Here is a 22,969-nt window from a genome sequence, read left to right on the forward strand (position 1 = left end):
CGCCATGAAACCCCACCATCGATTTGCCCTGGCGCTGACCGGCGCGTTGCTGATCTCGTCCGTGCCGGCGGCTGCAGCCAGTCTGGCCGAACGCTACGACGCGCTGCGCGCCGACCAGCCGAAGCTGGCGCTGCGCGACGCCGCCGCCAGGCTGAACGTCTCGGAAGCCGAACTGCTGGCCACCACCGGCCTCGGCAAGACCGTCACGCGCTTGCAGGAAGGCGATAACGTGCCGCGCGAAATCATGCGCCGCGCGCTCGACCTGGGTACCGTGATGGCGCTGACACGCAATGAAAACGGCGTCATCGAACGCACCGGCGTCGCCACGCGCCTCAAGCCGCAGGAAGAAATCGCCGGCCTCGATGCCGACAAAGAGAAAGAGCGAGAAGCACGCCTGCGCAACATCGCCGGCGGCTACCTGGGCGGCGAGATCGACCTGCGCTTCACCTTTAAAAACTGGAAGTACGCGTTTGCAGTGGTACAGCCTGGCAAGGACGGCGCCGTCACGCGCAGCCTGCAATTCTTCGACCAGAGCGGCAACGCCGCGCACAAGCTGTACGTCAAGAGCGACGCCGGCGTGGCGGTGTTTGACAAGATCGTGGCCGACTTCCGCAATCCGGTGCAAAGCGCCGACCTGAAAGTGGAGGCAGCGCCGCTCAAGCCTGCCGTCAAGCCGGACAGTGCGATCGACGTCAAGGAATACCAGCTGGCGTGGAATGAACTGAACGATGTGCACCAGTTCAACCGTCTGGTGACCGAGTTCGGCATGTCGCGGGAACAGGCGCTGCGCCTGGGGCCGGTGGACAAGGTGCAGCCGATCACGCCGCAGGCAGTGCGCCAGTTGCTGGAAGAGTCGGCCAGGCAGAAGCTGGACATCATGGCCTTCCTCGGCAATGACGCCACGATCCAGATCTACAGCGGCAAGATCGTCAAGGTGCAGGAAGCCGGCGGCTTCTTCAACGTGCTCGATCCGGCGTTTAATTTGCACCTGCGCGACAGTGCCTTCCACAGCGGCTACGTCATCAAGCGCGCCGGCGTGACGTCGGTGGAATTCTTTGACAAGAATGGCGACCTGGTAGTCAGCTTCTTCGGCGTCCGCGAGCGCAACAAGCCGCAGCCGCAAAGCTGGGTCGACATGACCGCAGCCCTGCCAAAAGCCGACGCCAGCCGCTAACAAAAACCCCGGGTTGGTTAGGCGAGGGCGGCGCGGCCCAGCGCGGGGTCGTCGGTGAAGAAGCCGTCGATGCCGGTGGCGATGTAGCGTTTGATTTCGGCGATCGAGCCGGCTTCGTTGCGGACGGCGTCGCCGGCGCTGTTGCGGAAGTCGGCGGCCAGGAAGTGGTTCTCCGGACGGAAAGTCCATGGCTCCACCCGCAGGCCGGCTTTGTGCGCATCTTCTACCAGCGACGATGGCGCATCCAGCGAGCCGTCTTTTTTCAGCGGGATGATGCTGCGCGTCGGCGGCGCCACCACGTCGGCGTACTGGGCGATGTCGCGCAGGCCGGCCGGCGTGCACATCTGTGCGAAGGTCAGCGTGCCGCCGGCGGCCGCCACGTCCATCGGCCGCACATTCTCGCCGATCACCAGCTGCATCAGGCGCAGGTTGGCACGGCGGCCCAGCTTGCCGCGCAGGTATTTCAGGTTGGCCACTTCAAACGACTGGATCTCGATCGGGTTGCGGCGCGTGTAGTCGTGCGCGGCAATGATCGCCAGGAAGCGGTCTTCCAGCGGCAGGCCGACGCTGGCGAAGTAGGTCGAGTGCTTCAGCTCCGGCACGATGCCGACGATGCGGCCGCGCGCCGCCGATTCGGCCGCGACGAAGTCGATGATTTCCTCAAACGTCGCCACCTGGAACATGCCGTTGTACTGCGCGCTGCCCGGACGGTATTGCGGAATCCGCTCCACCGCGCGCAGCGTTTTCAGTTCGGCCAGTGTGAAGTCATCGACGAACCAGCCTTCGTGGGTTTCGCCGTCGATGGTTTTGCGGGTCTTGCGGCTGGCAAATTCCGGATGGCTGCTGACGTCGGTGGTCTCGCTCAGGAACGCTTCGTGGCGCGCCACCAGCACGCCGTCTTTGGTGCTCACCAGGTCCGGCTCGACATAGTCGGCGCCGTCGGCGATCGCCTTGGCGTACGAGGCCAGCGTGTGTTCGGGACGCAGCGCGCTGGCGCCGCGGTGGCCGAAGATCAGCGGACGCGGCTGCGCGACGCCGACCGGACCAATGCCCGGCATGCCGGACAGGTCCGGCGTGGCGAACGGGCCCGGCGTCAGCATGCTGGCGGCGTGCGCCAGGCCCGGCAGCAGCAGGGCGGCGCCGGCCGCGCCGGTCGCCACTGCCGCAGTCTGGATGAAGCCGCGACGCGACAAGCGCGGAGGCAAATAAAGTTTAGTCATCAGAAGTCCGCCATCAAAGTCAGGAAGCCCTGACGAGGTGCAATTGGGAAGGTATTGTACGTGCCGCTGGCCGCGCCGACCACCACGTTGAGGTCCCCCTCGCGATTGGCCAGGTTGGTCACGTTCAGGCGGTAGCGCGCGTTCTTGACCCAGCCGCCGTTCAGGAATGGCAGCTTGCCCGACACGCCCAGGCTCATCAGGAAGTAGCTTTTGACGGACAGGTCGTTGGTGAAGGTGGCGTAGCGCTTGCCGACGTAGTCGCCGATCAGCTGGAACTCGGTGTCGGCGACGGTCAGCGTGGCGACGGTCTTGTTCATCCACTCCGGGCTGCCTGGCACTTTTTTGCCGGCGGTTTGCACGGTGGCGGTGCCGTTCAGGTAGTTGTCGTCGTACTTGGAGTCGTTGTACGACAGCGCGTTGTACAGTGAGAAGGTGCGGCCGAAGTGGGCGGTGGCCGACAGGTCGATGCCGTTGGTCTTGACGCTGCCGACGTTAGTCAGCACGGCCAGGTTGCCGCCGATAATCGACGAGATCACCGAGGTCGGGCTGATCTGCAGCAGGCGGTCCTTGAAGTCGACGTGGTAGACGTTGACCTGGCCGTCGATCGCGCTCAGCGCGCCCCAGTTCAGCTGGTGGCTGCTGCGCAGGCCGGCTTCGTAGGTGATCGAGGTTTCCGGCCTGGCGGTCTGTTTGAACAGGTCAAACGCGGCCTGGCTTGACAAGCTCCATGGCGATGCGCCGCCACCGCCGTAGGTAACGAACTGGCGCATGTTCTTCTGCACGTTGAAGAAGGCCTGGTCTTGCGCGGTGATATCCCAGCGGCCGCCGATTTGCGGCAGGAACCATTTCTTGGTGTCGATATTACCGACTGGCAGGGCGGTCGAGCCGGCGATCGCGCCGTTCTTCGGCTGCACCGGGAACTGGCCATCGGCAAATTGCAGGCTGGATTTGAAGCCGGCCAGCAAGGTCACGTCCGGACGCACACGCCATTCGTCTTGCAGGCTCAGCTGGGCGACCTTGTTGTCGATCTCGCTGCCGTACTGGGTGATTAGCGGATTGCTTGGACGGTCGTACGGCGAGCTTGGATTGTTCACATCCAGCGCGTACCAGCGGCGGTAGGCCGACGAGCGGTTGTGTTCGAACCACAGGCTGGCTTGCAGGTTGTGGTCGCCGAGTTCGGTCTTGAAATTCGACAGCCAGCCGCTGCGGTTGATCGCGTATTCGGTGGTGCGGGTTGCGTAGCCGGAGTTGCCGAATACTTGCTTCAGGTTCTGGCCCGGGAAGTAGACCGCGAACAGCGCCGGCAGGCCTGCGACGCCGATCGGACCGGCCACCACGCCGACGCCGTCGTCGTTATGGTAGTAGATCTGGTTCGACCAGGTGGTGCTGTCGTTAATGTTCCAGTCGTACTTGGCGTAGGTCAGGTAGTCGGTACGCTGCGCATCGCTGTAGTAGTTGCGGTAGTTGTTGCCTTCCGCCGCCGGGGTGCCGCCGGTGGCCGACAGGTAGTTCACCGCCTGCTGGAAGTTCGGGTACATGAACGGACGGGTGTACGGCTGGTATTTTTCGGTAGCCGAGCGGACGGTGCTGTCTTCGTTGGGCTCGATCTTGTCCGAGTACGCGAAGTACAGGGTCAGCTTGCCGTTATTGCCGTTGTTGATGAACTTGGCGTTGACCTGGTCGCCGCCCTGGCGGCCGTTGAAGTCCCAGGCTTTCTGCTCGTGGTGCACGGCCGAGATGTAGGCGCTGTTGCCGTCGCCGAAGTTGCCGGTGTCGTAGCGGACGAAGGTGCGCGAAGTCTTGTAGCTGCCCACGGTCTGCTGCACGGCGATGTTCTGGTTGGCCAGCGGGTTGCTGGAGAAGGTCTCGATGGTGCCGCCCAGGTTGCTGGTCGAGGCGGTCGACAGGTCGCCGGCGCCCGACGACAGAATCACGCTGCCGACGTTTTCGCTGGTGATGGCGCGCTGCGGCGACAGGCCGTTGTAATTGCCGTATTGTTGGTCGCCCAGCGGCACGCCGTCCAGCGTATAGCCCAGCTGCGAACCGCTGAAGCCGTGGATGAACAGCGACAGATTCTGCTCGTTGTTGCCCCATGGGTCGGCGGTCTGGAAGCTGACGCCCGGCAGGGTTTGCAGCGCCTTCAGCGGGTTAATGCCCGGCAGGATTTTCTGCATGTCGCTTTTGCTCAGGTCGACCGACGAACGGGTCTTGCGGGTGGCCACTTCGACGGTGGCGATCGGGCCAGCGGCGGCGGCCTCGGCCTCCGAAGCAGTTTCGACGGCGGCAGGAGTATCAGCCATTTCGGCAACGGCGGCGGCAACGTTGGCTGCCATCGCCAGCATAGGCAGGCTCAGCACGGCGAAGCAAACTACGGAGAATTTCTTGTTCATGAATTGTCCAGATTAAGGGATGAATAACGCTGCGCATCATAGGGGGCAAGTGTGACCGGATCATGACGCACACATTGCGTTACACTGCTGGCTGGAAATAAGGAGATCACTACGATGCGCAGAATTTTGTGGGCAGCGCTGCCACTGGTGTTGGCAGCCTGTTCAATCGACCAGTCGCGGCTGGGCCATTTCGTCACCCAGACCGTGCAGCCCGGCATGCCGATGGAGCAGGCGCTGGTGCGCATGCAGGCGGAGGGCTTTTACTGCAACGCCGGCAGCGGCGCCGAAGCGGTGATCAGCTGCACCCGGACCTACGAGCGGCTGGTGCAGAAGAACTGCCTGGAACGCGTCGACCTGGTGCGCAGCGCCTCGTCCGCTAAAACCGTGGGCGCCATCGATGTGCTGGAAGTGAAGTGCCCCAAATGATCAAGCGTCCCCGTTTTTTGCCGGATAACTTTACGCTGGCGATGATCGCGACCGTGATCGCCGCCAGTGTCTTCCCCTGCCATGGCCAGGGCGAAATCATCTTCAATAACATCACCCATGTGGCGGTATCGCTGCTGTTCTTCCTGCACGGCGCCAAGCTGTCGCGCGAGGCGGTGGTGGCCGGCATTACGCACTGGCGCCTGCATCTGCTGGTGATGCTGTGCACCTTCGCGCTGTTCCCCTTGCTGGGGCTGCTGCTGAAGCCGGTGCTGACGCCGCTGGTGACGCCGGACCTGTACCTGGGCATCCTCTTCCTGTGCATGCTGCCATCGACCGTGCAGTCCTCGATCGCTTTCACGGCGGCGGCGCGCGGCAATGTGCCGGCGGCGATTTGCAGCGCGTCGGCGTCCAACCTGTTCGGGATTTTCCTCACGCCGCTGCTGGTCGGCTTGCTGACCTCGGCGCAGATGGCGGGCGGTTCGCCGCTGGACTCGGCCTTGCAGATCGCCCTGCAGCTGCTGCTGCCGTTCATTGCCGGCCAGATCGCGCGGCGCTGGATCGGCGCCTGGGTCGAGCGCAACAAGGCGCTGACGCGGCTGGTGGATCAGGGTTCGATTCTGCTGGTGGTGTACACCGCGTTCAGCGAAGCGGTCGGGCAGGGCCTGTGGCACGAGCTGTCGTGGGCCACGCTGGCCGGGCTGATGGTGGTGAATGCGCTGCTGCTGGGATTGGTGATGTTCATCAGCGCGCAGGCGGCGCGGCGGCTGGGCTTCAATCGCGAGGACCGGATTGCGATTGTGTTCTGCGGTTCCAAGAAGAGCCTGGCCAGCGGCGTGCCGATGGCCAAGGTTCTGTTCGCGGGCGGCGCGCTGGGCGCCGTGGTGTTGCCGCTGATGCTGTTCCACCAGTTGCAGCTGATGGTGTGCGCTGTGCTGGCACAGCGCTACGCGAAAGAAGTCGATTAAATTGGATCCCCGCGTTCGCGGGGAAGACGGCTGCAACGTTGCGTCATTCCGGCGAACGCGGGGAGACGGCTGCAACGTTGCGTCATTCCGGCGAATGCGGGGAAGACGGCTGCAACGTTGCGTCATTCCGGCGAACGAGGGGAAGACGGCTGCAATGTTCCGTCATTCCCGCGAACGCGGGAATCCATACTCAGTGCTTGACTTCGCCGGCCGGTAACAAGGCTGCGACCGGATCGTCGGTGACAAACAACTGCGCGCAATCGACCTTGTCGTACTCGTAGTGCTGGCCGCAGAAATCGCAGTTGACGCCGACATGGCCCAGCTCGGCGATCACGCTTTCCACTTCCTCGCGGCCCAGCATCTTCAGCATATTGCCGACCTTTTCGCGGGTGCAGCTGCAATGGAACTGCGGATGCTGCGGATCGAACACGCGGATGGTCTCTTCCCAGAACAGGCGCTGCATCAGCACGTCGATGCCGGTGTCCAGCAGCTCCTGTTCCTTCAGCGTGGAGCCCAGCATGACCGCGCGGTTCCAGGTTTCCAGCGCATCTTCTTCGCTGACCGGCGTTGCTTCCGCCTTGCCGCCGTGATGCGGCAGCTTTTGCAGCAGCAGGCCGCGCGAGACGTTGTCGTCCGCAGCCAGCCACAGCTTGGTATCCAGCTGTTCCGAACGCAGCATGTAGTTTTCAATCACCGTTGCGACGTCGTCGCCGTCCAGCGGCACCACGCCCTGGTACGGCTGCTGGCCCGGCATCTTGTCCAGCGGATCGAGCGTGATGATGAAGCGGCCGTTGCCGTGCTGGTTCAGCAGCGTGGTCAGGTTGGCGTCGTCGGCGATCGCCAGATCCGGGTTCAGCTTGGCGGTGGCGCGCAGGCGCAACTCGGCGTCGCATTCGACCACCAACAGGCGCACCGGACCGTCACCATGAATCTGCATGATGATCGAGCCGTTGAACTTCAGGTTGGCCGACAGCAGCGCCGCCGCCGCCGTCATCTGGCCCAGCAGCTTTTTGACCGCGACCGGGTATTCGTGACGCGACAGCACTTCGCGCCAGGTGCCGGAAATGTCGATCAGCTCGCCGCGCACGGCAGCGTTATCGAAGATGAATTTTTGCAGGGTGTCCTGGCCGGTGATGGTAATGCTCATTATTTATCCGATCTTTTTGAGTTGCGTCTTGAACAGTTGACCGCGTTTGACATAGCTGTCGGCGCTGCCTTGCAGGGCGGCGACTTCTTCCGCCGATAGCTGGCGCGCCACCTTGGCCGGCGCGCCGATGATCAGCGAATGGTCGGGGAAGGTCTTGCCTTCGGTGACCAAGGCGCCGGCGCCAACCAGGCAGCCTTTGCCGATCACCGCGCCATTCAGGATCACGGCCTGGATGCCGACCAGCGAGCCGTCGCCGATGGTGCAGCCGTGCAGCATGGCTTGGTGGCCGATGGTCACGTTGCGGCCCACGCTCAAAGGGTAGCCCATGTCGGTGTGCATCACCGTGCCTTCCTGGACGTTGCTGTTTTCACCGATGGTGATACGCTCGTTGTCGCCGCGCAGCGTCGCACCGAACCACACCGAGGTGTGGTCGTGCAGGCTGACCTTGCCAATCACAGTGGCAGAATCGGCAACAAATGACGATGCAGCTATCTCGGGCGTGTGATCGCCCAGTTGATATATAGACATTGGAACCTGGTTGAGTGCGGTGGGATGGCGCTATTTTACGCTTGCTTTTTGTTTTCAAAGCGAGCGAACGGTCGTGCTATTATTTTGTTTTGCGGCAGTAAGCATCCGATATGGCGCTGTCGTCCCTAATTTCAAGGTCCACGCAATGAGCATTCACACTCCGTCCCGTTCCGAATTCCTGACCATCCGCGGCCTGCGCTGCCACGTGCGCCACTGGGGCCGCGAAGGCGCACCCAAGCTGTTCATGATGCACGGCTGGATGGATGTGGGCGCCTCGTTCCAGTTCGTCGTGGACGCGCTGAAGGGCGACTGGCATGTGATCGCGCCTGACTGGCGCGGCTTCGGGCTGTCGCAGCGCAACGGTCTGGACACCTACTGGTTCCCCGACTATCTGGCCGACCTGGACGCCATCCTGCGCCATTACTCGCCGGACCAGGCGGTTTATCTGCTGGGCCATAGCATGGGCGGCAACATCGTCGGCCTGTATGCGGGCGCGCGGCCGGAGCGCATCCGCAAGCTGATCAACCTGGAAGGCGCCGGTCTGCGCAGCGCCAGGCCGGAGCAAACGCCCGGCCGCTACGCCAAGTGGATGGACAGCCTGCTGGAACAGCCGGAGATGCGCACCTATCCAAACCAGGCCGCCGTCGCCGCGCGCCTGCAAAAGACCAATCCGCGCCTGAGCGACGAGCGCGCCGCCTTCCTGGCGCAGCACTGGTCGGCGCAGAACGAGGCCGGCGAATGGGAAATCCTCGGCGACCCGGTGCACAAGCAGGCCGGTCCGCTGCCGTATCACGTGGACGACGTCATGGCCTGCTGGCAGGCGATCACGGCGCCGGTGCTGTGGGTCGAGGCCGACCAGACCAATATGTGGGACTGGATGGGCGCCAAGCCGGCCGGGCGCGTGGAACTGGAGCGCCGCCTGGCCCATCTGCGCGACGTTACCAGCAAGATGGTCTACGATGCGGGCCATATGCTGCACCATGATCAGCCTCAAGCGCTAGCGGAAATGATAGAGGAATTCCTCGCCGGCTAACGTTGTACAATGCCTGTTATGAAAGTTGATCTGCATTGTCATTCCAACGTCTCCGATGGCGTTCTGGCGCCGGCTGCCGTGGCGGAAACCGCGCGCAAGGCCGGCGTCGACGTCTGGGCGCTGACCGACCACGATGAGGTGAGCGGGATTCCGGCCGCGCGCGCCGCTGCGGCCGCGCACGGCATGCGCTTTGTCACCGGCGTGGAGATTTCGATTACCTGGGCCAACGAGACGGTGCACATCGTCGGCCTGCAAATCGATGAGAAGAACCAGGCGCTGGTGGATGGCCTGGCCTGCACCCGTTCCGGCCGCGACAACCGTGGCCGCGAGATCGCCAAGCAGCTGGAACTGATCGGCATCGAGGGCGCCTACGAAGGCGCGCTGAAATATGTCGGCAATCCGGACCTGATGTCGCGCACCCATTTTGCGCGCTACCTGGTCGAGATCGGCGCCTGCGCCAATACCGGCGAAGTGTTCAAGAAATACCTGTCCGAAGGCAAGCCGGGCTATGTGCCGCATTGCTGGGCCTCGCTGAAGCAGTCGGTCGACTGGATACGCGGCGCCGGCGGCATCGCCGTGATCGCCCATCCGGGCCGCTACCGTTTCACCCAACTGGCGCAGGGTCAGTTGTTCGACGAATTCAAGCAGCTGGGCGGCGCCGCCATCGAAGTGGTGACCGGCAGCCACACGCCGGACCAGTATCCGGAATACGCGCAGTTGGCAAATTACTACGGCTTTCTGGCCTCGCGCGGCACCGATTTTCACGCGCCGGGCGAATCCCGCGTGGACTTCGCCGCCTTGCCGCCGCTGCCCGCCAACGTCACGCCGGTCTGGCACGACTGGTTCTAAGCCTCGCGGTGAAATCGCTGCAAGATTACCGGCGCCATCTGGCCGCCGGGCTCTTGATTTTGCGCCCGCCCGGTCTTACCTTATTATTTCGGCAAACTGTCCGTCCCGGAGATTCCTGATATGAAACGCATTGTCCTGTTTATCGCTACCAACCTCGCTGTGATGGTGGTGCTGTCCATCGTCCTGTCGCTGCTGGGGATCGGCCGTCCGGGCTCGGGCAGCACGCTGCAGCTGGGCAGCCTGCTGGCGTTTTCGCTGGTGGTCGGCTTTACCGGCGCCATCTTCTCGCTGCTGATTTCCAAGCCGATGGCCAAATGGTCGACCGGCGCCCGCGTGATCGACAACCCGTCCAATTCCACCGAGCTGTGGCTGGTGAACACCGTCAAGGCGCTGGCCGAGCGCGCCGGCATCGGCATGCCGGAAGTGGCCGTGTACCCGGGCGAGGCCAACGCCTTCGCCACCGGCGCCTTCAAGAATTCGGCATTGGTGGCGGTTTCCACCGGCCTGCTGGAAAGCATGAACCGCGACGAAGTCGAAGCCGTGCTGGGCCACGAGGTGGCGCACATCGCCAACGGCGACATGGTGACCATGACCCTGATCCAGGGCGTGACCAATACCTTTGTGGTGTTCCTGGCCCGTATCGTCGGTTTCTTTGTCGACAACATGCTGAACAAGAACGAAGAGCGCCGTGGTCCGGGCATCGGCTACATGGTTACGGTGTTCGTCTGCGAAATCGTGTTCGGCCTGCTGGCTTCGCTGATCGTGGCCTGGTTCTCGCGCCAGCGCGAATTCCGCGCCGACGCCGGCTCGGCCAAGCTGCTGGGCAGCACGGTGCCGATGCAGCACGCGCTGGCGCGCCTGAACGGCATCGAGCCGGGCGCGCTGCCGCAGTCGTTCGCGGCCTCGGGCATCACCGGTGGCGGCGGCTGGGGCGCACTGTTCTCGACCCATCCTCCTTTCGAGCAGCGTATCGCCGCGCTGCGTGCAGTACAATAAGGCATGAGCCAATTTTTCCAGGTCCATCCCGTCAATCCGCAAGCCCGCCTGATCAAGCAGGCGGCGCAGATCATCCATGACGGCGGCATCGTCGCCGTGCCGACCGACTCCAGCTATGCGCTGGTCTGCCATCTGGACGACAAGGGCGCCGTCGAGCGCTTGCGCCGCATCCGTGGCATTGACGAAAAGCACCATCTGACCCTGCTGTGCCGCGATTTGAGCGAGCTGGGCGTCTACGCCCGCGTCGACAACCGCCAGTTCCGCCTGCTGAAGGCGGCCACGCCGGGGCCGTTCACCTTTATTCTTGAAGCCACCAAGGTGGTGCCGCGCCGTCTCAGCCATCCTTCGCGCAAGACCATCGGCCTGCGGGTGCCGGAAGATAACATCGTCAACGCGCTGCTGGCCGAGCTTGACCAGCCGCTGCTGGGCAGCACCCTGATCATGCCGGGCGAGACCGAGGCGCTGAACGATGCCGACGTCATCTGCGACCGGCTGGGCAAGCAGCTGGAGCTGATCATCGACGGCGGCGCCTGCTGCATGGAGCCGACCACCGTCATCGACCTGACCGGTCCCGAGGCTGTGCTGGTGCGCCAGGGCCGCGGCGACGCCAGCGCATTCGGACTCTGATTCCACATTAGGCGAGGGCGCCGGCCTTTGACGGCGCCGCAAGTAGGCAATCCAGCCTCTGGTAAAATCCCGCTCCATGAACGACATCGATAGTATTGTCCAGGCCATCGCGGTGGCCTTGATTCCCATCCTTTTTGCCATTTCGCTGCATGAGGCCGCCCACGGTTTCGTCGCCCGTTATTTCGGCGATCCGACCGCCGCCAACGAGGGCCGCCTGACCGCCAACCCGCTCAAGCACATCGACCCGTTCGGCACCGTGCTGCTGCCGCTGATGCTGGCGCTGGCGACGCTGCCGCCGCTGGGCTACGCCAAGCCGGTGCCGGTGGACTACGGCCGCTTGCGCAATCCGAAGAAACAGATGGCGTTTGTCGCCGCCGCCGGCCCTGCCGCCAACTTCGCCATGGGCTTCGGCTGGATGGTGCTGTGGGTAGTGCTGGTGCAGGGCCTGAGTTTCGACAGGCACGACTTCTTCGTGCAGATGGCGCGCATGGGCGTGCTGGTCAATTGCTCGATGTGCGTGTTTAACCTGATTCCCTTGCCGCCGCTCGATGGCGGCCGTATCGTCACCGGGCTGCTGCCGATGGCCATCGCGCGCCACTACGCCAAGATTGAGCGTTACAGCCTGATCGTGTTCATCGGCCTGATTGCGATGGTCTACTACGGCATGCTGAGCGGCTACATGAACGGCGGCATCTCGATCATGCAATACATCTACGGCATTCTGGTCAAGCCCCTCCTTATCCTGTTGAGTTGACTATGTATCCCGATCGCGTTGTCTCCGGCATGCGTCCTACCGGCGCCATGCATCTGGGCCACTACCACGGCGCACTGAAAAACTGGATCAGGCTGCAGAGCGAACTGCCGTGCCTGTTCTTCGTGGCCGACTGGCACGCGCTGACCACGCACTACGACGACCCCACCGTCATCGAGCGCAGCACCTGGGACATGCTGGTGGACTGGCTGGCCGCCGGCGTCGACCCGTCGCAATCGACGCTGTTCATCCAGTCGCGCGTGCCGGAGCACGCCGAGCTGCACCTGCTGCTGTCGATGGCCACGCCGCTGGGCTGGCTCGAGCGGGTGCCCACCTACAAGGATCAGATCGAAAATCTGGCCACCAAAGACCTCGCAACCTACGGCTTCCTCGGCTATCCGCTGCTGCAGGCGGCGGACGTGCTGATTTACCGCGCCAGCCAGGTGCCGGTCGGTGAAGACCAGGTGCCGCACATTGAAATGATGCGCGAGATTGCGCGCCGTTTTAATCATCTGTACGGCAAAGAAAAAGGTTTCGAGGAGAAGGCGCAGGATGCCGTTAAAAAGCTGGGCAGCAAGCGCGCCAAGCTGTACAACGAACTGCGCACCGAATACCAGCAGGACGGCAAGGACGAGGCGCTGGAACAGGCCAAGGCCATGCTGGACGACGCCCAGAGCCTGTCGATGGGCGACCGCGAACGCCTGTTCGGCTACTTGGAAGGCAGCCGCAAGCTGATCCTGGTCGAGCCGCAGGCCCGCCTGACCGAGGCGGCGCGGCTGCCAGGGCTGGACGGCCGCAAGATGTCCAAGAGCTACGGCAACGCCATCGCGCTGCGCGAGGACAAGGACTCGGTCAGCAAGAAAATCAAGACCATGCCAACCGACCCGGCGCGGGTACGTCGCACCGACGCCGGCGATCCCGAGCGTTGCCCGGTGTGGCAGTTCCACCAGGTGTATTCCGATACCGCCACTAAAGAATGGGTGGTCAAGGGCTGCAAGTCGGCCGGCATCGGCTGTATTGAATGCAAACAGCCGGTCATCGACGCCATCATCAAGGAACAGGAACCGATGCACGAGCGCGCCCAGCCGTATCTGGACGATCCGTCGCTGGTGCGCGCCATCGTCGCCGACGGCAACGATGTGGCCCGCAAAATGGCGCAGGAAACCATGCGCGATGTGCGCGAGGCCATGGGCCTGGTCTATACGTAAAAGCAAGTAAAATCAAATGAGTCAAATGAGTCAAATGAGTCAAATGAGCGATCAAATCTCGCCCTGGGTGCAGCGTTATGCCCCCCTGGTCCCGGGCGGCGCCGTGCTGGACCTGGCATGCGGCAGTGGCCGCCACTCGCGCCATCTGGCGGCGCTGGGTCACGAAGTGGTGGCGGTCGACCGCGACCCGGCGGCGCTGGCGGCCACCTGCGGCCCCGGCATTACCACCAGCGCCATCGATCTGGAGGAAGAGGGCGCCGTCTGGCCTTTCGGTCCGCAGCGATTTGCCGGCATCGTGGTCACAAACTACCTGCATCGCCCGCTAATTGCCGATATGCTGGGCAGCCTGGCCCCGAATGGCGTGCTGATCTATGAAACCTTCGCCGATGGCAATGCGCAGTTCGGCAAGCCGTCGAATCCGGCGTTTTTATTGCAGCCGGGTGAGTTGCTCGCGCTAGCCGCCGCCCACGGATTGCGGGTGGTGGCCTTTGAAGACGGCGTCATCGACAGCCCAAAAGCTGCCATGGTGCAACGACTCTGCGCCGTCAAGCCGGATTTTCCCCGCGAAGCGGCGCTCTTACCGCCATTTTGAGCGTTGATTTGTCCCGCCGAATGCACCACAGGCCCGACCTATCGACTACAATCGTTGTTTTAATACTTTTAGCAGTGGTTTCCTATGATTAAGGGCAGCATCGTAGCAATCGTCACCCCGATGCACGCAGACGGCAGTCTGGACTTTGAGGGTTTGAACAAGCTGATCGACTGGCACATCGCCGAAGGTACGGACAGCATCGTCATCGCCGGCACCACCGGTGAATCGGCTACCGTTAGCGTGGAAGAGCATTGCGCGCTGATCAAGGCGACGGTTGCCCACGCCAAGGGCCGCATCCCGATCATCGCCGGCGCCGGCGCCAACTCGACCGCCGAAGCGATCAAGCTGACCCGTTACGCCAAGGAAGCCGGTGCCGACGCCACGCTGCAAGTGGTGCCGTACTACAACCGTCCTACCCAGGAAGGCATGTACCAGCACTTCAAGGCCATCGCCGAAGCGGTGGACCTGCCCGTGATCCTGTACAACGTGCCGGGCCGCACCGTGGCCGACATGAGCAACGACACCATTCTGCGCCTGGCCGCCATCCCGAACATCGTCGGGGTGAAAGACGCGACCGGCAACATCGGCCGTGGCTACGACCTGCTGCGCCTGGCGCCGAAATCGTTCGCTGTCTACTCGGGCGACGATCCGACCGCCATGGCCCTGATGCTGGCCGGTGGCGCCGGCAATATCTCGGTGACCGCCAATGTGGCGCCGCGCGCGATGGCCGATATGTGCCGCGCCGCCATCGCCGGCGACGTCGCCAAGGCGCTGGAGCTGAACAATAAAGTCTTCCCGCTGCACCAGAAACTGTTCATTGAGCCGAATCCGGTCCCAGTGAAATGGGCGCTGGCCGAAATGGGCAAGATGCCTGCCGGCATCCGCCTGCCGCTGGTACCGCTGGCGGACGGTTATCATGCGTCCGTTCGCGACGCCCTGCGCGAAGCCGGCATTCTGTAAAACCCGTAGCAACGAGCAACGAGCCCCGACCTGGTCGGATCATATTTTGCTGCACCTCAGCTTCTTAAAACAGTAACGACATGACTATTCGCAAGACAGCTTTTATTTCCTCGCAGCGCGCGCTGGTAGTGGGCGCCGTGGTAGCCACCGTGACCAGCCTGAGCGGCTGCGGCATGATCAGCTCGGTGGTGGGCAACGACAAGGTGGACTACAAGTCCGCCAAGAAAGCCAGTACGCTGGACGTGCCGCCGGATCTGACCCAGTTGCAAAAAGATAACCGCTATTCGCTGCCGGATTCGAGCAATGGCGTGGCCACCGCTTCCGGCTACAACGCCTCGAAAGCGGCGCAATCGGGCGCGCTGAACCAGGGCGCCGTGATCGTGCCGGGCCAGCCGGCCGCCGGCACCGTGGCGCAGGTCAGCCTGAATGACATCAAGGTGGAGCGCGACGGCAACCAGCGTTGGCTGATCGTCAAGCAGACGCCGGAGCAACTGTGGCCGCAGCTGAAACAGTTCTGGGAAGATTCGGGCTTCACCCTGTCGGAAGAGCTGCCGGCCTCGGGCATCATGGAAACCGAATGGAACGAAAACCGCGCCAAGATTCCGCAGGATTTCATCCGCAATACCATCGGCAAGGTGTTTGACTCGGTGTATTCGAGCGGCGAGCGCGACAAGTTCCGCACCCGCATCGAGCGCCGCGCCGACGGTTCCAGCGAGATTTACATCAGCCATCGCGGCGTGCAGGAAGTCGCCACCGGTTCCGACAAGGAAACCACCAAGTGGATGCCGCGTCCGAACGACCCCGGTCTGGAAGCCGAATTCCTGGCGCGCATGATGAACAAGCTGGGCAACGGCGGCGAACAGCTGGCGTCGGCCAAGACGGCAGTGGAAGGCGCAATCGTGCAGCCTCAGCACGCGTCGCTGGTGGGTGCAGGCGCCGACCGTGCGGTGCAGGTAGACGAGGGCTTCGACCGCGCCTGGCGCCGCGTCGGCCTGGCGCTGGACCGTGCCGGCTTCACCGTGGAAGACCGCGACCGTACCCAGGGCGTTTACTTCGTGCGTTATATCAACGATGCGACCGAAACCAAAGGTTTCTTCAGCAAGCTGTTTAGCTGGGGTTCGTCGGATGAGGCGGATAAAGAAGCGCAACGCTACCGTATTTCGGTCAAGGCCAGCGAAGGCAATACCAGCATCGTTAAGGTGCTGAACAATTCGGGCCAGCCGGAAACCAGTCCAGTCGGCGAAAAGATCGTGACGCTGCTACATGAACAGTTGAAGTAATAAAAACCAGCCGGCGCAAGCCGGCTTTTTTATGCTCCGGTTTTATTTATAAAACGCGGAACGAAAAAAAACCGGCCGAAGCCGGTTTTTTTACTCAAGCTGATATTACTTCGAAGCAGCTGGAGCAGCAGCGGCTGGAGCAGCAGCAGCGTCCGAAGCAGCAGGAGCAGCAGCAGCTGGAGCAGCAGCGTCAGCTGGAGCTGGTGCTGGAGCTGGTGCTGGTGCAGCGGCTTCTGGAGCAGCTACTGGAGCTGGGGTAACGGTGGTGGTTTCTTCTTTTTTCGAGCAAGCGGTCAGAGCAACAACGGCCAGCAGGGAAGCGATCAGCAGGGATTTTTTCATGGATTTTCCTTAGTTAATTCAAAATTAAACACAGTGTTGCGATTAATAATTACCGGTAATTATCGCTCAATTAGGTCGTCTTCGAAGGCTTTCGTACCTGAAAGGTGCCTACTAGACAACGGAAACTTCCTAGCCGAATATTATAGCGATTTTTAGTGCATCGCAATAGTTCAATAGACCTAACGCATAACTATTTTGCGATATCGCAACATTTCGTTTTGGACCTAATTGCCACGCTAACTACCGTGTTGGCAGTATTTTACTCCTAAGCCGCTCATAATCCAGCGAAGTTTGCTACCAAAGCGGGGGTAGATTCTATCCAAATTGTAAGGAAACGTTCCAGGCTGGTTTGCAGGTCTTGCGGCGCGTTAAATGAGGCTTCCCCGCGGAAATGATCGGCATGAAAACGGCGCACCATATCGCGCTGGTCGGCGATGCAGAACGAGTCGGTTAATTGGCGCAATTGGGGGCTGGTGCGGCGCAATTCGATCAGGTGGCCGTAGTCCTTCAGCAGGCGCAGGAAACGCGGCGCCTCACGCTCGATCAGGCGGCCGTCGTGCGCCACCAGTTGCAACTTGCCGCCGGCGTGCAGGAAACGCCGCAGCTCGGCCTCGGTGGCGCTGCTGCCCAGCTGCCAGATGCTGTAGTCCGGATCGAACATCTGTAGCGTGTGCCGGGCGCCCGAGAGGCAAGTGGCCAGGTGCTGCTGAAATTCCGCCCGCGTAGTGAAGGGAATGACCTGTCTGTCCATCTTGCCGTCTCCGTAATTAACCTAACTCGACCCAGCCGTCCTGGTACCAGGTGTAGAGCGCTTCCAGCACGTCGTCCGAGGCGGCGGCAAACTCCGCGCCTTCCAGCCGGCGGTTGTTGGCCAGCAGTTCCAGCGTGGCCTTGTCCTGCTTGCCGACGCCGAACGATTCGCCGTTGATGAAGACGTTTTTACCGCGATACAGCATCTGCGTCTTGCGCGACAGGACCAGGCCTTTCTTGGCGACCGCCTCGCCGAACTTGCCGACGGTGAGCGGCTTGGCCGGGCCGGTGAAGAACACATTGTGCTTCGGCTCGGACATGTATTCGCCGAAGAAGATGGCGATGTCTTCCTCGGTAAAGCGGACCTTGTTCAGTTCTTCGGTCAGCGCGGCCAGCATCTGGCGCGGGATCTCGGCCGGCTTGCTGGTGGCTTCCAGATCCGGGTCGGCATAGCGGCCCGGCAGGTCGATCGAATCGGCCATGAATTGCAGGAAGTTCTCGCCCAGCTCCTGGTACGACGGCGAGCGGAAGCCGATCGAATAAGTCTGGCAGTCGCCGATGGCGATGCCGTCGTGCGCGTAATGCGGCGGCAGGTATAGCATGTCGCCCGGGTTCAGGACGAATTCTTCATCCGGCGTGAAGTTGGCCAGGATTTTCAGCGGCAGGCCGTCGATCAGCGACAGGTCTTTCTGCGGGCCGATGCTCCAGCGGCGCTGGCCTTGGGCCTGCAGCAGGAACACGTCGTAGGAGTCGAAATGCGGACCGACGCCGCCGCCGTCGGTGGCGAAGCTGACCATCAGGTCGTCGAGGCGGGCGTCGGGCAGGAAGCGGAACTGGCGCAGCAGTGCGTCGGCCTTGGCGTCGAACAGGTTGACGCCCTGGACCAGCATGGTCCATTCGCGCTGGTCGCGCGGCGGCAGGGTTTCCAGCGGGCCGTGCTGCATGGCCCATTCGCCGTTAAAGCCGGTGACGAGGCGCGATTCGGCGTGGTTGGTGGACGCCAGTTTGGTCAGGGCGTCAAAGCTCAGCAGCGGCTTGAAGCCTGGGATGGCATTGCGGATCAGCAGTGGCTTTTTATGCCAGTAGTCGCGCAGGAACTGGGCTGGCGTGATGTCGCCGAGGAGAGGTAATTTTTTCATACCGCGATTATAACCTCGCCCCACGTCGTTCCCGCGGAAGCAGGGACCCATGCTGAGCAGACCGGCAAGCGGCTTATGGATTCCCGCCTGCGCGGGAATGACGTTCAGCGGCCTGTGTGCAGCCACCTTGCATGGGCGGCGCGGGCCAGCCAGTCGAGCGCGAAACCGAGAATGCCGATCAATACAATCGCCGCCATCAATTCGTTATACGCCAGCCGGTCGCGCGCATCGAGGATGAAGTAGCCCAGCCCCGCCGACACGCCCAGCATCTCCGCCGGCACCAGCACAATCCAGATGATGCCGATCGCCAGCCGTACCCCGGTCAGGATGTCGGCCGTAATCCCCGGCAGCACCACCTTGAACACCGTCTCGCTGCGCGTGGCCGACAGACTGCGCGCCAGCAGAAGCCAGTTGGGATCGAGCCGCGCCACGCCGCTGGCGGTGTTGAGCAAAATCGGCCACACCGCCGCAAACGCCAGCAGGAAGTACACCGGCGCGTCGCCCACGCCCAGGGTCATCACCGCCAGCGGCATCCACGACAGCGGCGACACCATGCGCAGCAGCTGAAACAGCGGCATGGCAGCCGCCGCGAAGCGCTTCGAACTGCCTACCAGGACACCCAGCGGCACGCCGATCAGCACCGCCGCCAGCAAGCCATACCCAACGCGCCGAAGACTCAAACCGATATCGTGCCAGATCTCCGGCCCTTGCAGCATCTGCGCCAGCGCCAGCGCGGCCTGCTGCGGCGCGAAGGCGGCGGCGATCGGCGTATCCTTCTCCAGCGCCGTCACGCCGGCCTGCCACAGCACCAGCGCCACCGCAAAGCCCAGCAGCGGCAGGCCCAGTCGTTTCAGCAGCATCAGATGGCCAGCGCTTCAGTGCGCATCAGGTTGGCCGGCAGGCCAAAGGCTTGCGGGCCGCCGACGGCGGTAATCGCCTTGCGCACGAAGCGGTCGTCCACCAGATCCCTGGCCACAAAGGCGGGATCGAGTTTTTGCAGGAAGCCGGTGTCGCCTTCCAGGCGGACCTTCTGCAAGGCGCGCACCATGTGCTCGGTGTACGAGGCAAACGGGTAAGGCTGGAAGTCGATGCGGCGCTGGTTCCAGTCCTTGTGGACGATGATGCCGCTCTTTTCATAGTCGGCATAATCGGTCACTGTCAGCACCTTGGACAGCACTTGCAGCGCGTGCGGCGTGTATTTGTGGCTGTCGCCGTTGGACAGCAGACGCGCGGTGTCGAGCTGGTTGGAGCGCGTCCACAGCTGCGCCTTGACGATGGCGTTGGTGACGCGCTGCGCCCATTCGGGACGGGTAGTGATGTCGCGCTCCGACAGGAAGGTGACGCAGCAGGCGTGGTTCTTCCACACGTCGCCGGAGAAACGCAGCACCTTGCCGACGCCGGCGGTTTCGGCCAGCGCGTTGAAGGGTTCGGCGACAATGAAGCCGGCGATCGACTTGCTGGCCAGCGCCGACACCATCTCGGCCGGCGCCAGCACAATCAGGTTGACTTCCTTCGGCCCGATGCTGCCGTCGCGGCCCTTGCTCACTACCGACAGACCGTTCTTGGCCAGGATCTCCTGCAGCAGCACGTTGTGGATCGAGTACCAGAACGGAATCGCCACTGTCTTGCCACCGAGGTCGGTGACCTTGTTGATGTCCTTGGCGACCGTCAGTGCCGAGCCGTTGATGTGGTTCCACGCCACCACCTTGGCCGGGAACCTGGCGCCGTAACGCACCGACATGGTGGCCGGCGACAGCAGGTGAATCACGTTGACCTGGCCGGAGACGAAGGCCTCGATGATTTGCGCCCAGCTGCGGAACAGGCGTGGCGTTTCCGCTTGCAGGCCTTCTGCTTCAAACAGTTTGCGGCCGTGCGCCACCAGCAGCGGCGTGGCGTCGGTGATCGGCAGGTAGCCGATCTTGACCGGCTGGTCGTCGCCTTTCGGACCTTGCTGGGCCATGGCGTCGCCGGCGAACAGCAGCGGCGCGGCGACGCTGGCGGTGCCCAGTGCGGACACGCGCAGGAAGTCGCGGCGGGTCATGCCGCAGTCGCAGTCGGAGGATACGCAGATGTGAGGTGCTTGGGTCATATGGTGCTTTCTGTCGTAGTGGTAGCGGTGGTGCGTTGGCCTTGCAGCGCGGCCAGGATGTCGAGCCGCAGCGCGGCGACGGCGGCGCCGTCGGCAAAGCGCGGGCGGGGCAGGTCGACCGTCCATTCGCGGACGATGGCGCCGGGACGGCCGCCCATCAGCACGATGCGGTCGGCGACCAGGATCGCTTCGTCGATGTCGTGGGTGACCAGCAGCACGGCGGTGTGCCAGCGGTGGACCACGTCGACCAGCAGGGTTTGCATTTCGGCGCGGGTGATGGCGTCCAGCGCGGAGAAGGGTTCGTCGGCGAACAGCAGTTCCGGCTGGCGCGCCAGTGCCCGGGCCAGTGCCACGCGCTGCGCCATGCCGCCGGACAGCGCGGCCGGATAGCGTTTCTCGCTGCCGGACAGGCCGACGGCGTCAATGGCGTCCTGCACGCGCTGTGTGTGCTCCGCGGCGGCGATCGTCGGCTGGCGCGCAAAGTCCAGGCCAAAGCCGACGTTGGAGGTGACGTTTAACCAGGGCAGCAGGCTGGCCTGCTGGAATACCAGCGCGCTGCGTGGACTCGGCTCGGTCAGCGGCGCGTCGAGGAACTGCACGCTACCGGTGCTGGGCGGCTGCAAACCGGCCAGCACGCGCAGCAGCGTGGATTTGCCGCAGCCGCTGCCGCCCAGCAGCGCCACAATCTCGCGCGGCCGCACGCCGAGCGAGATGTCTTTAAACGTAGGCTTGCCACCGGCGTAGGCAAATGTCAGGCCGTCGGCGCGCAGCGCCCAGCCGTCTGCCGCCGCGTCGCGTGTCGTGCGCACGCCGCCGCTTGGCTCGCCGGCCTGTGCTGCGCCGCTGGTCGCTCGCTCGCCGTCGCGGCTCATTGCGTCGCCGCCGCGTGCTTGGCCAGCGCTGCCTGCAGTTGTGTGATGCTCGGCGTGATCACCGGGATGAACGCCGATTCGCGCCAGCGGCGCGCAAACCCGTCTTCCTCCTGCACCAGATAGGCGTGACCGCCCTTGGCTTGCAATTCCAGCGTGAGCGCCTGCTGCACCAGTTCCGCCAGCGCGATGCGCAGCTTGAACATCGACGGCGCAGCGGTGACGAAGCGGCCATCGGCCACGCCGTCCAGCAGTTGCGCGGTCAGCGCAGCCAATGCCTGCTGCGCGGCGGCGATCTGCTCACCTAGCTGGCCGCGCGCGGCTGCCGCTACCTGCGACGCCTTGTCCAGCGATGCCGCAGCGAGGCCGATCGACATCCCGCACTGCATGCCGAGGAAGGCCGGCCGCACGCGCGCCAGCCACTCCGGCGCCTGCGTTGCGATGACGTAGTCGGCCGGCGCCGCCACATTCTCCAGCCGCACCGCAGCCGTGTGACTGCCGCGCATGGCGATCAGTTGCAGATTATCGCTGCGCTGCACGCCATCGTCACCGCTGGCGAACATCGCCACCAGCGGCGTCGAACCGTCAGCCGGCGCCACGGCCGCCGCCGCGACAAAACGCTGCGGCCGCAGATTAGTAATCCATGCCAGCTTGCCGTTCAAGCGCCAGCCATCGCCATCGGCCGTACCCTGCACCGATAACGGCTCCATGCCAGACAAGAATTTCATCGCATTGGACAAACCGGTGGCGCCGGCCAGCGAACCATCCAGCAGCGCTGGCAGCAAGCGGTCGCGCAGCGCCGTGTTGGAACTTTGCAGCAGATACTCGATAAAGCTGCGCTGGCCCCAATACACAAAGGCCGCCGTCACCGAGCAGCGTGCCACGTCGGCGATGCCGAGGATGGCGTCGCGCACATCGCCATATTCGCCCGGCTCACCGCCGAGCGCCAGCGGCACGCCGGCGCGGAAGCTGCCATGCGCGGCCAGCGCCGGCATGACGTCATCGCTGAGCGATTCCGATTGATCGAGCGTGTCGGCGTTCTGCGTCAGCCAATCGTGCAGGGTCGCCATGCTTACACCGCGCCGGGCAGGTAAGGCTGCAACTGCGGATTGACCGGCGTGCCGGCCAGGCTGTTGGCGAAGTTGCACAGCGTCGCCAGGCTGATGCCCAGCACCACTTCCAGCGCCTGCTGCTGGTTGTAGCCGGCCGCCAGGAAGGCTTGCAGGTCGGCGTCGGCGACGGCGCCACGGCGTGCGATGACGGCGGTCGCAAACGCGGCGACGGCGTCCAGTTTTGCGTCGCCGGTCGGCGCACCCTCGTGCAGCGCGCGCACCGCTTCGGCGGATTGGCCGGCTTTCTTCAGCCAGATGGCGGTATGGCCGGCGACGCAGAAGTCGCAGCCGTGAATGCGCGCGGCGGTGATCTGCACCACTTCGCGTTCGGCCAGCGACAGGCTGGCGCGCGCGTTGATGCCGGAAACGGTCAGGTAGGTTTCCAGCGCCACCGGCGCGTTGGCCAGCACGCCGATCAGGTTAGGCAGGTAGCCGTTGTTGGCGATGGCTTTTTCGACGAACTGGCGGCTGTCTTCAGGCGCGGTGTCGAGGGTGTGCAGGGTCAGACGGGACATGGTGGGC

Annotated in this window: 24 protein-coding genes; 12 read left to right on the top strand and 12 right to left on the bottom strand. The window is 63.5% G+C overall.

Translation table 11 applies throughout. The features are described 5' to 3' along the window. Positions 1 to 4 precede the first annotated feature (4 nt). The gene (locus GTP55_RS05150) at positions 5 to 1,174 is read left to right on the top strand and encodes a hemin-degrading factor (protein ID WP_161043904.1); all 1,170 of its coding nucleotides are present in this window, start codon (positions 5 to 7) and stop codon (positions 1,172 to 1,174) included. A 17-nt stretch (positions 1,175 to 1,191) separates the two neighbouring features. On the opposite strand, the gene GTP55_RS05155 is transcribed toward GTP55_RS05150, so the two are convergent. Together GTP55_RS05155 and GTP55_RS05160 are read right to left on the bottom strand one after the other, a co-directional pair. Beyond that, positions 1,192 to 2,394 carry a glycerophosphodiester phosphodiesterase gene (locus tag GTP55_RS05155; protein WP_161043905.1) on the bottom strand — a complete coding sequence of 401 codons (1,203 nt, stop codon included), beginning with the start codon at positions 2,392 to 2,394 and terminating at the stop codon, positions 1,192 to 1,194. Then, on the bottom strand, positions 2,394 to 4,784 hold the full coding sequence (locus tag GTP55_RS05160; protein WP_161043906.1) for a TonB-dependent receptor: 2,391 nt from the start codon (positions 4,782 to 4,784) through the stop codon (positions 2,394 to 2,396). Before GTP55_RS05160 ends, GTP55_RS05155 begins: the two co-directional genes overlap by 1 nt. A 114-nt stretch (positions 4,785 to 4,898) precedes the next feature. Here GTP55_RS05160 and GTP55_RS05165 point away from each other — a divergent pair, with 114 nt between their 5' ends. Next, positions 4,899 to 5,210, top strand: coding sequence for a hypothetical protein (locus tag GTP55_RS05165; protein ID WP_161043907.1), 312 nt, complete (start codon positions 4,899 to 4,901; stop codon positions 5,208 to 5,210). Beyond that, positions 5,210 to 6,175 carry a bile acid:sodium symporter family protein gene (locus GTP55_RS05170; protein WP_161044236.1) on the top strand — a complete coding sequence of 322 codons (966 nt, stop codon included), beginning with the start codon at positions 5,210 to 5,212 and terminating at the stop codon, positions 6,173 to 6,175. The genes GTP55_RS05165 and GTP55_RS05170 overlap by 1 nt, the downstream gene beginning before the upstream one ends. Positions 6,176 to 6,365: 190 nt before the next feature. Here GTP55_RS05170 and hslO read toward each other — a convergent pair whose 3' ends face one another. Both hslO and GTP55_RS05180 read right to left on the bottom strand, forming a co-directional pair. Beyond that, positions 6,366 to 7,322, bottom strand: a complete 957-nt coding sequence (hslO, locus tag GTP55_RS05175; protein WP_161043908.1) for an Hsp33 family molecular chaperone HslO — start codon at positions 7,320 to 7,322, stop codon at positions 6,366 to 6,368. A 3-nt stretch (positions 7,323 to 7,325) separates the two neighbouring features. Further along, complete coding sequence (locus GTP55_RS05180) at positions 7,326 to 7,850, bottom strand: gamma carbonic anhydrase family protein (protein ID WP_161043909.1); 525 nt, start codon at positions 7,848 to 7,850, stop codon at positions 7,326 to 7,328. A 145-nt stretch (positions 7,851 to 7,995) separates the two neighbouring features. Here GTP55_RS05180 and GTP55_RS05185 point away from each other — a divergent pair, with 145 nt between their 5' ends. From GTP55_RS05185 to bamC, 9 genes are all read left to right on the top strand, one after another. Then, complete coding sequence (locus GTP55_RS05185; protein WP_161043910.1) at positions 7,996 to 8,883, top strand: alpha/beta fold hydrolase; 888 nt, start codon at positions 7,996 to 7,998, stop codon at positions 8,881 to 8,883. A 9-nt stretch (positions 8,884 to 8,892) separates the two neighbouring features. Next, positions 8,893 to 9,732 carry a 3',5'-nucleoside bisphosphate phosphatase gene (locus tag GTP55_RS05190; protein ID WP_161043911.1) on the top strand — a complete coding sequence of 280 codons (840 nt, stop codon included), beginning with the start codon at positions 8,893 to 8,895 and terminating at the stop codon, positions 9,730 to 9,732. Positions 9,733 to 9,852: 120 nt separating this feature from the next. Then, on the top strand, positions 9,853 to 10,728 hold the full coding sequence (gene htpX, locus GTP55_RS05195) for a protease HtpX (protein WP_161043912.1): 876 nt from the start codon (positions 9,853 to 9,855) through the stop codon (positions 10,726 to 10,728). A gap of 3 nt (positions 10,729 to 10,731) precedes the next feature. Continuing rightward, complete coding sequence (locus GTP55_RS05200; RefSeq protein ID WP_110844612.1) at positions 10,732 to 11,355, top strand: L-threonylcarbamoyladenylate synthase; 624 nt, start codon at positions 10,732 to 10,734, stop codon at positions 11,353 to 11,355. A gap of 76 nt (positions 11,356 to 11,431) precedes the next feature. Continuing rightward, on the top strand, positions 11,432 to 12,109 hold the full coding sequence (locus GTP55_RS05205) for a site-2 protease family protein (protein WP_161043913.1): 678 nt from the start codon (positions 11,432 to 11,434) through the stop codon (positions 12,107 to 12,109). A 2-nt stretch (positions 12,110 to 12,111) separates the two neighbouring features. Beyond that, positions 12,112 to 13,314, top strand: coding sequence for a tryptophan--tRNA ligase (locus GTP55_RS05210; protein WP_161043914.1), 1,203 nt, complete (start codon positions 12,112 to 12,114; stop codon positions 13,312 to 13,314). A gap of 43 nt (positions 13,315 to 13,357) precedes the next feature. After that, positions 13,358 to 13,906, top strand: coding sequence for a class I SAM-dependent methyltransferase (locus GTP55_RS05215; protein ID WP_161043915.1), 549 nt, complete (start codon positions 13,358 to 13,360; stop codon positions 13,904 to 13,906). 84 nt (positions 13,907 to 13,990) lie between these two features. Further along, entirely contained in the window at positions 13,991 to 14,866 is an 876-nt protein-coding gene (gene dapA, locus GTP55_RS05220) for a 4-hydroxy-tetrahydrodipicolinate synthase (RefSeq protein WP_161043916.1), read from the top strand. Between the two features lie 80 nt (positions 14,867 to 14,946). Further along, positions 14,947 to 16,146, top strand: coding sequence for an NlpB/DapX family lipoprotein (gene bamC / locus GTP55_RS05225; protein ID WP_202423566.1), 1,200 nt, complete (start codon positions 14,947 to 14,949; stop codon positions 16,144 to 16,146). 105 nt (positions 16,147 to 16,251) lie between these two features. On the opposite strand, the gene GTP55_RS05230 is transcribed toward bamC, so the two are convergent. The 8 genes from GTP55_RS05230 to GTP55_RS05265 form a co-directional block, all read right to left on the bottom strand. Next, positions 16,252 to 16,488: a hypothetical protein gene (locus GTP55_RS05230; RefSeq protein ID WP_110844607.1), complete on the bottom strand. Its 237-nt coding sequence runs from the start codon at positions 16,486 to 16,488 to the stop codon at positions 16,252 to 16,254. Positions 16,489 to 16,762: 274 nt separating this feature from the next. Next, entirely contained in the window at positions 16,763 to 17,239 is a 477-nt protein-coding gene (locus tag GTP55_RS05235) for a DUF7931 domain-containing protein (protein WP_161043917.1), read from the bottom strand. A gap of 16 nt (positions 17,240 to 17,255) precedes the next feature. Next, positions 17,256 to 18,377: a cupin domain-containing protein gene (locus tag GTP55_RS05240; protein ID WP_161043918.1), complete on the bottom strand. Its 1,122-nt coding sequence runs from the start codon at positions 18,375 to 18,377 to the stop codon at positions 17,256 to 17,258. Between the two features lie 104 nt (positions 18,378 to 18,481). Beyond that, positions 18,482 to 19,237 carry an ABC transporter permease gene (locus GTP55_RS05245; RefSeq protein WP_202423568.1) on the bottom strand — a complete coding sequence of 252 codons (756 nt, stop codon included), beginning with the start codon at positions 19,235 to 19,237 and terminating at the stop codon, positions 18,482 to 18,484. Beyond that, the gene (locus GTP55_RS05250) at positions 19,237 to 20,466 is read right to left on the bottom strand and encodes an ABC transporter substrate-binding protein (protein ID WP_161043919.1); all 1,230 of its coding nucleotides are present in this window, start codon (positions 20,464 to 20,466) and stop codon (positions 19,237 to 19,239) included. Before GTP55_RS05250 ends, GTP55_RS05245 begins: the two co-directional genes overlap by 1 nt. Then, positions 20,463 to 21,338: an ABC transporter ATP-binding protein gene (locus GTP55_RS05255; RefSeq protein WP_161043920.1), complete on the bottom strand. Its 876-nt coding sequence runs from the start codon at positions 21,336 to 21,338 to the stop codon at positions 20,463 to 20,465. Before GTP55_RS05255 ends, GTP55_RS05250 begins: the two co-directional genes overlap by 4 nt. Beyond that, positions 21,335 to 22,405: an acyl-CoA dehydrogenase family protein gene (locus tag GTP55_RS05260; RefSeq protein ID WP_161043921.1), complete on the bottom strand. Its 1,071-nt coding sequence runs from the start codon at positions 22,403 to 22,405 to the stop codon at positions 21,335 to 21,337. The genes GTP55_RS05255 and GTP55_RS05260 overlap by 4 nt, the downstream gene beginning before the upstream one ends. Positions 22,406 to 22,407: 2 nt before the next feature. Beyond that, positions 22,408 to 22,962 carry a carboxymuconolactone decarboxylase family protein gene (locus tag GTP55_RS05265; RefSeq protein ID WP_161043922.1) on the bottom strand — a complete coding sequence of 185 codons (555 nt, stop codon included), beginning with the start codon at positions 22,960 to 22,962 and terminating at the stop codon, positions 22,408 to 22,410. Positions 22,963 to 22,969: the final 7 nt, after the last annotated feature.

Origin of the sequence: Duganella margarita, assembly GCF_009857535.1 — a bacterium.
Classification (GTDB): domain Bacteria; phylum Pseudomonadota; class Gammaproteobacteria; order Burkholderiales; family Burkholderiaceae_D; genus Rugamonas; species Rugamonas margarita.

What these genes read in the sequence shown, in the direction of transcription:
- htpX (WP_161043912.1), top strand. Translation starts at nt 9,853, where the DNA reads ATGAAACGCATTGTCCTGTTTATCGCTACCAACCTCGCTGTGATGGTG.
- GTP55_RS05190 (WP_161043911.1), top strand. Translation starts at nt 8,893, where the DNA reads ATGCCTGTTATGAAAGTTGATCTGCATTGTCATTCCAACGTCTCCGAT.
- GTP55_RS05240 (WP_161043918.1), bottom strand. Translation starts at nt 18,377, where the DNA reads ATGAAAAAATTACCTCTCCTCGGCGACATCACGCCAGCCCAGTTCCTG.
- GTP55_RS05165 (WP_161043907.1), top strand. Translation starts at nt 4,899, where the DNA reads ATGCGCAGAATTTTGTGGGCAGCGCTGCCACTGGTGTTGGCAGCCTGT.
- GTP55_RS05235 (WP_161043917.1), bottom strand. Translation starts at nt 17,239, where the DNA reads ATGGACAGACAGGTCATTCCCTTCACTACGCGGGCGGAATTTCAGCAG.
- GTP55_RS05265 (WP_161043922.1), bottom strand. Translation starts at nt 22,962, where the DNA reads ATGTCCCGTCTGACCCTGCACACCCTCGACACCGCGCCTGAAGACAGC.
- GTP55_RS05150 (WP_161043904.1), top strand. Translation starts at nt 5, where the DNA reads ATGAAACCCCACCATCGATTTGCCCTGGCGCTGACCGGCGCGTTGCTG.
- dapA (WP_161043916.1), top strand. Translation starts at nt 13,991, where the DNA reads ATGATTAAGGGCAGCATCGTAGCAATCGTCACCCCGATGCACGCAGAC.
- GTP55_RS05255 (WP_161043920.1), bottom strand. Translation starts at nt 21,338, where the DNA reads ATGAGCCGCGACGGCGAGCGAGCGACCAGCGGCGCAGCACAGGCCGGC.
- GTP55_RS05205 (WP_161043913.1), top strand. Translation starts at nt 11,432, where the DNA reads ATGAACGACATCGATAGTATTGTCCAGGCCATCGCGGTGGCCTTGATT.
- GTP55_RS05260 (WP_161043921.1), bottom strand. Translation starts at nt 22,405, where the DNA reads ATGGCGACCCTGCACGATTGGCTGACGCAGAACGCCGACACGCTCGAT.
- GTP55_RS05160 (WP_161043906.1), bottom strand. Translation starts at nt 4,784, where the DNA reads ATGAACAAGAAATTCTCCGTAGTTTGCTTCGCCGTGCTGAGCCTGCCT.
- GTP55_RS05230 (WP_110844607.1), bottom strand. Translation starts at nt 16,488, where the DNA reads ATGAAAAAATCCCTGCTGATCGCTTCCCTGCTGGCCGTTGTTGCTCTG.
- GTP55_RS05210 (WP_161043914.1), top strand. Translation starts at nt 12,112, where the DNA reads ATGTATCCCGATCGCGTTGTCTCCGGCATGCGTCCTACCGGCGCCATG.
- GTP55_RS05200 (WP_110844612.1), top strand. Translation starts at nt 10,732, where the DNA reads ATGAGCCAATTTTTCCAGGTCCATCCCGTCAATCCGCAAGCCCGCCTG.
- GTP55_RS05215 (WP_161043915.1), top strand. Translation starts at nt 13,358, where the DNA reads ATGAGCGATCAAATCTCGCCCTGGGTGCAGCGTTATGCCCCCCTGGTC.
- bamC (WP_202423566.1), top strand. Translation starts at nt 14,947, where the DNA reads ATGACTATTCGCAAGACAGCTTTTATTTCCTCGCAGCGCGCGCTGGTA.
- GTP55_RS05155 (WP_161043905.1), bottom strand. Translation starts at nt 2,394, where the DNA reads ATGACTAAACTTTATTTGCCTCCGCGCTTGTCGCGTCGCGGCTTCATC.
- GTP55_RS05180 (WP_161043909.1), bottom strand. Translation starts at nt 7,850, where the DNA reads ATGTCTATATATCAACTGGGCGATCACACGCCCGAGATAGCTGCATCG.
- hslO (WP_161043908.1), bottom strand. Translation starts at nt 7,322, where the DNA reads ATGAGCATTACCATCACCGGCCAGGACACCCTGCAAAAATTCATCTTC.
- GTP55_RS05185 (WP_161043910.1), top strand. Translation starts at nt 7,996, where the DNA reads ATGAGCATTCACACTCCGTCCCGTTCCGAATTCCTGACCATCCGCGGC.
- GTP55_RS05250 (WP_161043919.1), bottom strand. Translation starts at nt 20,466, where the DNA reads ATGACCCAAGCACCTCACATCTGCGTATCCTCCGACTGCGACTGCGGC.
- GTP55_RS05245 (WP_202423568.1), bottom strand. Translation starts at nt 19,237, where the DNA reads ATGCTGCTGAAACGACTGGGCCTGCCGCTGCTGGGCTTTGCGGTGGCG.